Source organism: Neobacillus drentensis, assembly GCF_036966985.1.
GTDB lineage: Bacteria > Bacillota > Bacilli > Bacillales > Cytobacillaceae > Neobacillus > Neobacillus drentensis_E.
Map to the genome: position 1 here is coordinate 1 of NZ_JBALSN010000193.1, position 6907 is coordinate 6907.

The 6907-nt window shown below is 38.4% G+C and carries 6 protein-coding genes; all 6 read right to left on the reverse strand.

Annotation, left to right across the window (positions count from 1 at the left end):
• Positions 1-60: 60 nt before the first annotated feature.
• Positions 61-1455 (reverse strand): MATE family efflux transporter, encoded by a 1395-nt coding sequence (locus tag V7659_RS13190; protein WP_335540375.1) that lies wholly within the window; start codon positions 1453-1455, stop codon positions 61-63.
• 117 nt (positions 1456-1572) lie between these two features.
• Positions 1573-3135 (reverse strand): acyl-CoA synthetase, encoded by a 1563-nt coding sequence (locus V7659_RS13195; RefSeq protein ID WP_335540376.1) that lies wholly within the window; start codon positions 3133-3135, stop codon positions 1573-1575.
• Between the two features lie 240 nt (positions 3136-3375).
• Positions 3376-4326 carry a ribose-phosphate diphosphokinase gene (locus V7659_RS13200; protein ID WP_335540377.1) on the reverse strand — a complete coding sequence of 317 codons (951 nt, stop codon included), beginning with the start codon at positions 4324-4326 and terminating at the stop codon, positions 3376-3378.
• 140 nt (positions 4327-4466) lie between these two features.
• A complete protein-coding gene (locus tag V7659_RS13205; RefSeq protein WP_335540378.1) occupies positions 4467-5045 on the reverse strand; it encodes a cysteine hydrolase family protein in 579 nt (192 codons plus the stop codon).
• Positions 5046-5190: 145 nt separating this feature from the next.
• Complete coding sequence (locus V7659_RS13210) at positions 5191-6282, reverse strand: NAD(P)H-dependent flavin oxidoreductase (protein ID WP_335540379.1); 1092 nt, start codon at positions 6280-6282, stop codon at positions 5191-5193.
• A 183-nt stretch (positions 6283-6465) separates the two neighbouring features.
• Positions 6466-6907: DoxX family membrane protein (locus tag V7659_RS13215; protein WP_420491727.1), on the reverse strand; the 442-nt coding region annotated here is incomplete at its 5' end.

A 6907-nucleotide genomic window follows, 5' to 3' on the forward strand; every position in this document is an offset into this window, starting at 1 on the left:
AGATGATTATATGAAAAAACCTCCTCAATTGAAAATGGTTGAGGAGGATCGTTTATGAGATTAAACTAGTTTATGTGCATACCACTTTTTCCCTTTAAACCGTAAGCCAAAGATGAGTCCCCGAATTCCCCATTCTACAATCATGGCGACCCAGACACCGACAATCCCAAATCCTAAGGTAATTCCTAAAACATAACCTAAAATAACCCGTAACAACCACATGGACAGCAATGAGGCGATCGAAGTAAAATTCGAATCCCCCGCTGCCCGTAATGCTGATGGCATAATAAAGCTTGGTGACCACAGTAGTGGTTGGGCAATCGCACCTATTAACACAAGAGTAAAGATTGTGGGAACAATTTCTTCCGGTGGATTGAACATTTTTATCAACACCGGAAACAATGGTAATAACAATAAAGCAGCAATGACAAAAATAATCGAGGAAAGGCCAATTAACGAAAAGATAAATTTCCTCGCGTCCGCAATATTCCTTCGCCCAATGCACTGCCCCACAATGGTGACTATGGCAATGCTAATGGAGTTAGGTCCGATTTGATATACCATCATTAACACATTGGCAATTGCAAAAACGGTAAGTGAAAGGGTTCCTAACTGGACAATAAATGTTTGCGTAAGCAGCTTTCCACCATTGAAAAAGATTTGTTCTGCAGCGAAAGGCAGCCCAATAAACATGACCTTTTTTAAAATAGACAGATCGATTCTAACCGCATTTTTTATCTTGAAGCGGATGGTCTCATTGTATTTTAAGACATAAACCAAAGAAGCGGCCATTCCTAAAAATCTAGCCAAAAGCGTGGAAATGACGAGCCCTTCCACACCCATGTGAAAGAATGTAATCAATAGTAGATTAAGAATCGTATTAGTTAAATTCATTACTAACGATAAATTTAAGCAGGGCTTCGTTTCCCCCACACCTCTTAACGCACCAGTCACCGCTTGAAAGATCGCGATGAATGGATATGAAAGACAGCTGCCGATTAGATAAATTCGAGCGTTTTGAAATACATCCGCTTCCGCTTTACCAAATAATAGGTTTAAGGTTGGCGTATGAAAAATGATGACTAGGGTGCTGATTAGGACTGAAAAAAGGGTAACGGCAGTTATTGCTTGTGTCGCCGTTTTGGACACCATCTCCCCATTCCCGCTCCCTTTATATTGGGCTACAATCACAGTCCCGCCTGTTGCGACCGCTATAAATACATTGACTAGGAAAATATTCAATGAATCTACCATACTCACAGCACTAACCGCAGCCACTCCAGCCGAACTAATCATCGCTGTGTTTAATAAACTCATGATAATTAAAAAGGCTTGGTCTACGAAAATCGGCAGGATTATGGCAAATATTTTCTTGTAATCTATGGATGCGCCAGAAAAATACTTATCTAACAAAGAAACCGTTCTGTGCCTAATATTCAATTCTAATCTATTCAATACACAACACTTCTTTAATGGAATTTTTGGAAAGGTACCGGCCATATTTTAATACGGATTATTATACCACGAATTGGAAGTGCGTAAAGGTTTTTAACTTCTGTCAGAAATGTCCATTTATCGTTGCGTTCGCAGTTCTACACGACGAATTTTCCCCGAATCCGTTTTAGGCAGTGCCTCGATATATTCGATCACCCTTGGATACTTATAAGGAGCCGTTAATTTCTTAACAAATCCCTGTAACTCCGTAGTTAACTCCGCTGTTCCAAGAATCCCATCTTTCAATACAACAAATGCTTTAACAACATTTCCTCTGATTGGATCCGGTAAAGCGACTACCGCACACTCCTTTACCGATTTATGTTTCATTAATGCATCTTCTACTTCAAATGGTCCAATCGTATATCCAGAACTGATAATGACATCATCTTTGCGGCCTTGGAACCAATAATAATTATCCTCGTCTTTCAATGCACGGTCACCTGTCAGAAAATATTGACCTTGATAAGAGGAAGCTGTAGTCACCGGATTTTTATAATACTGTTTAAATAATGCCGGGAAATCGCTTCGAATCGCAATTGTTCCGACTTGGTTGATTGGTGCCGGATGGCCGTCTTCATCGATAACATCAATAAATTCTTCTAGCAGCGGCTGTCCCATGGATCCCAATTTTTTCTCATCAACATTTAAATTCGCTATCAATAACGTACTTTCTGTCTGGCCATAGCCATCGCGAATCAGGAGCTTAAATTGTTCTTTAAACACATCGATGACTTCCCGATTTAGTGCTTCACCGGCAGAAACAGCCGTATGCAGATGGGAAAGATCGAAGGTGGAAAGATCATCTAATTTAGCCATCATCCTATATTCGGTAGGTGTGCAGCATAAAACATTTACTTGGTGATCTTGAAGAAGATGTAAATATTTGTGCGGATTAAACCTGCCATGATAGATAAAACCTGTGGCACCCGAACCAAGTATCGATAAGAATGGACTCCAGACCCATTTTTGCCACCCTGGGGAAGCTGTAGCCCAAACCAGATCGTCCTCACTAATATTTAGCCATTTTGACGCCGCAATTCTTAAATGTGCATACCCCCAGCCATGGCTGTGAACAACTCCTTTTGGCTGACCGGTTGTCCCAGATGTATAAGCTAAAAAAGCAAAATCCTCACTCAACGTATCGACATCACTGAAAATTTCTGATTCTTCCGCGACTAACGCTTCTAAGGAAAGCCAATTTGGTACTTCCTCACCAAAAGCAATCTTATATTGTAAAAAAGGAGTTTCCTCTTTAATATTTTCAAATTCTTCAATTAACTCAGAATAAGAAATGACGGCTTTCGCTTCCGAATGATTTAAGCGATACAGTAAATCTTTTGCTCGTAAAAGTTCTGAAGAAGGGCTAATGACGAATCCTGCTTTTAAACAGGCTAAATAAATAACATAGGATTCAATGAGACGAGTGCTCATAACAACAACCCGGTCACCTTTCTCTAGTCCTAGTTTCGTTAATCCATTGGCCAGTTTATTGGCTTTTGTGATTAACTGAGCATAAGAGATCGTTTTCGTTTCTCCAAGTTCATTTAGCCATCGTAAAGCTATTTTTTCAGAATGATGCTTAGAAATTTCACTTGCTAAATTAAAGCGCTCTGGTGCGATCAATGATTTCAAATCCACAATTGTCAATCTCCATTCTTAGTAGTTTAGATTTGGGGTCCCAATGTAATTCGTTTGAATCTTCATGGTTAGTATCTGGTAATAACACTAGATATTGAGTAATATTTACTCTTATAATAATATCACTTTATAAAACTATGTAAATTATTTCGTCTCCACTACTACTAAGACCTATTATCTGGTCTTAAGTATAACCCCAAAAAAACCAACTATAAAAAATAGTTGGCTTCGTAAGAACTCTTATTCAAATAAAGGACTAACTGCTTTTTCATTATGAATCCGGTCGATTGCCTCAACAAGAAGAGGCGCAACAGAAATCGTTTTAATTTTACTACTGATTTTATCTTCCGACAATGCAATCGTATTTGTCACGACTAATTCTTTAATTGGTGACGATTCTATTTTTTCAATCGCTTGGTCTGTAAAAACAGGATGCGTACAGCCGGCATAGATTGCTTTTGCCCCATTTTCTTCTAGAGCCTTAGCTGCTAAAGAAATGGTTGCCCCGGTATCAATCATATCATCAATAATAATGGCATTTTTGCCCTCGACATTCCCAATCACATTTATGGTTTGGGGACCATTTTCTTCAAACCTTCTTTTATCGATCAGGGCAAGTGGAACGTGTAAGAGGTTGGCTACTTTTCTAGCTCGACCAATGCTGCCATTATGAGGCGCGACGATAACTATATCTTCTAAACCTTGTTCCTTAAAATACTGTCCAAGAATTGGAACACCATAGAGATGTTCTACAGGGATATCAAAGAAACCTTGAATTTGAGAAGTATGGAGGTCCATGGTAAGAATCCGACTTGCTCCAGTCTTTTCCAAAAGGTTGGCCACTAATTTTGCTGTAATTGGCTCCCGTGACCGTGCCTTTCTGTCTTGTCGTCCATATCCATAGTATGGAATGACCACATTTATGATACTAGCTGAAGCTCTTTTTAGAGCATCAATCATGATGAGGAGTTCCAAAATATTATCATTGACAGGGTACGATGTAGATTGAATAACATAGACCTCACTGCCGCGAACACTTTCTTCAATATGAATTTGAATTTCTCCATCACTGAAATGAGATACTGAACTTCTTCCTAACTCGCATCCCAAAAGCTCTGCCATCTCTGTTGCTAGCTTTTGATTGGAATTCAATGAAAACAGTTTAAATCGTTTATTTTGTTGATATGTCACCTTAGATCCTCCACACGTTTGAATTTCTACTTGTTACAAAAATTATCGATTCATCTTATTTTACTATATTAATCATCATAGTGGTAGGAAATACACCAGAGAGTTAACTTTTAATAGAGAATCCTTGTGCTTTTCTACAATCAACCGTTTGAGTTAGTGAATTTGGACATTAAATCAGCTGTTGTCATAATGGTCGCAAATTCTTGATGCAAAGTGGCAAGTTCAAATGTTTGTACATCCTCGGCGGAGCGCTTTATTCCTTTATGGTCTGTAATTTCAAATGCAGCGATCGCGTCCTCGATTAGGTATGTATCGAAACCAAAATTTCCACTCATCCGAGTGGTGGTAGATACGCAATGTTGGGTCGATAGACCTGTAATGATGACCGATTTGATTTTTAGATTACGTAAATAAGTTTCTAATTCCGTACCGATAAACGCACTATTTACATTTTTTTGAAAGACCTTTTCATCTTCTTTAGGACGAATCATCGCTTTAAATTTTATCCCGTTTTTATTTTTATAATAGAGAGGCGATTGAGGCAAAAGAGATAAATGTTGAGAATAGATAATCGGCCATTTCTGTCTGCGCCATTCGGTAAGCAAGTGTAAAATATTTTCCTCCGCATTGAGATTGTTCCGCTTCCCCCAGTACGGATCATCAAAACCTTCCTGCACATCTAAAACCATAATAGCTGGTGGATTTACAACAGGATTCATTCTGTTTTCTCCTAACTTACTTTTTCCAAGTATCTTAAAATGACTAGGTTAATTTTTTGTAAAAAGGATGAATCGTATTCATGAACATCAAAAAAAGCGCGCAAAAGGTTTCGCGCACTCATTCTTATCTGTAAATTTTCGGGAATTATTGATTATTCATAGGTTTAATAGAAGATAGTAACTGTTCTGCCCCTGTCACTACATCATGAACAATTTTACTTGCTGGTATTTCGCATTGTAGAAGTCTTGTCGCCTGTCCGGCCCATAGAGCTATATAGTCAGGATTATTTTGCATAGCTGCATATCTGCGAATATCATTGGTCATGGTATTTTGTGTTGGGAAATCAGCTGGGGAAATCTTGGCATTATCGTAAGCTTGAATAAAAGCATTTTTGATTCCCCTTGCTGGACGACCTGAAAAAACTTTGGTAATCACTGTACTTTCTTCTGTGCTATTGATGAGCGCCTCCTTGTATACACGGTGTGCCCCTGACTCAATCGTTGTTAAAAAAGCAGTCCCCATTTGAACTCCTTGTGCACCCAGAGCTAAGGCAGCCACTAGGCCGCGGCTATCCATGATGCCTCCCGCAGCAACAACAGGTACTGAAACTGCATCAACGACCTGTGGGACAAGTGAAAAAGTTCCGACTGTAGCACCATGGGTGTTTTTTTCAATTTCAAATGTCCCTCGATGACCTCCAGCGTCACTCCCCTGGGCAATAATAATATCTACTCCATTTTCCTCTGCGAGCAGTGCTTCTTCAACAGTTGTTACCATGGTAGTAATAGTGATGTTTTGTTGCTTGGCGATTGCCATTTTATCCTCCGGTAGGACCCCGAATGCTGTGGAAATGACAGGAACTTTTTCTTCTATTAATACTTCAAATTGTTCCTCAAAAAAATTGTTTGTTTTCACTTGGTGTACTGCCGGCTCAATACCTAAGTTTTTCCTTATGTCATTAAGGACTTTCTGTGACTCTTCCACTCCTTCATAATGATCGGTCAAATTTGTACAAAACAAATTAACGGCGAATGGTTTGGTTGTCCGTTTCTTAATTTCTTTGATAGCCATTCTAATTTCTTCTGGTTTCATATAGGCCGCGCCCAAAGTCCCTAAGGCACCAGCGTTCGATACATTGGCAACAAGATCCACGGTCGTAGGTCCTCCCGCCATACCTGCTTGAATAATCGGATAATCAATTTCTAAAATTCCACATAGTTTTGTGTTTAATTTCATAGAAATCCTCTTTTCTACTATTATTACTATTCGATATATCTGAAGAGATTATTTGAACAAAATGACTTATTACAATACTAACAAATATTGGTTTTCTTCTAAACATAAATACATTAATAATATAAAAAACGATACTTCCAATGAAGTACCGCTTTAATAATTTTTTTATATTAAATTAAAGTTTTATGCAAAACGATAGTAAATCAATAAAAACGTTGCTAGCACAAAAATGAAGTTTAAGAACACAAAGATAAATTGATCTGTTTTTGTTTTATGCATTTTTATTGGCGGGTTATAGAATGAAACACCTTCAATAATAAAGATAATCAACACAATGTGAATCATGAAATGGCCGATGACTTCTGTCATTCCAAAAAGCATGGTGGTTGAGATGAAAATAGCAGTGACAACAAAACCTAACACTCGGTTTAAAACACCGACTACTAATAAATAACCAACGACAAATTCAATAAATGCTGCCATAACTACAAATAAACTCGGTTCAAAGCCAAATGTTGGCACATGATGGTTTGCGACAATATCTAAAGCCATACTTGGATAAACCCATTTTTCAACCGCTACCCAGCTAAGCGATAATCCTGTCCCTAAATACAGAAATGGGAAT

Bases quoted from the DNA above. Each gene is read 5' to 3' on its own strand.
- V7659_RS13210 (WP_335540379.1), bottom strand. From the start codon at position 6,282: ATGAAATTAAACACAAAACTATGTGGAATTTTAGAAATTGATTATCCG.
- V7659_RS13205 (WP_335540378.1), bottom strand. From the start codon at position 5,045: ATGAATCCTGTTGTAAATCCACCAGCTATTATGGTTTTAGATGTGCAG.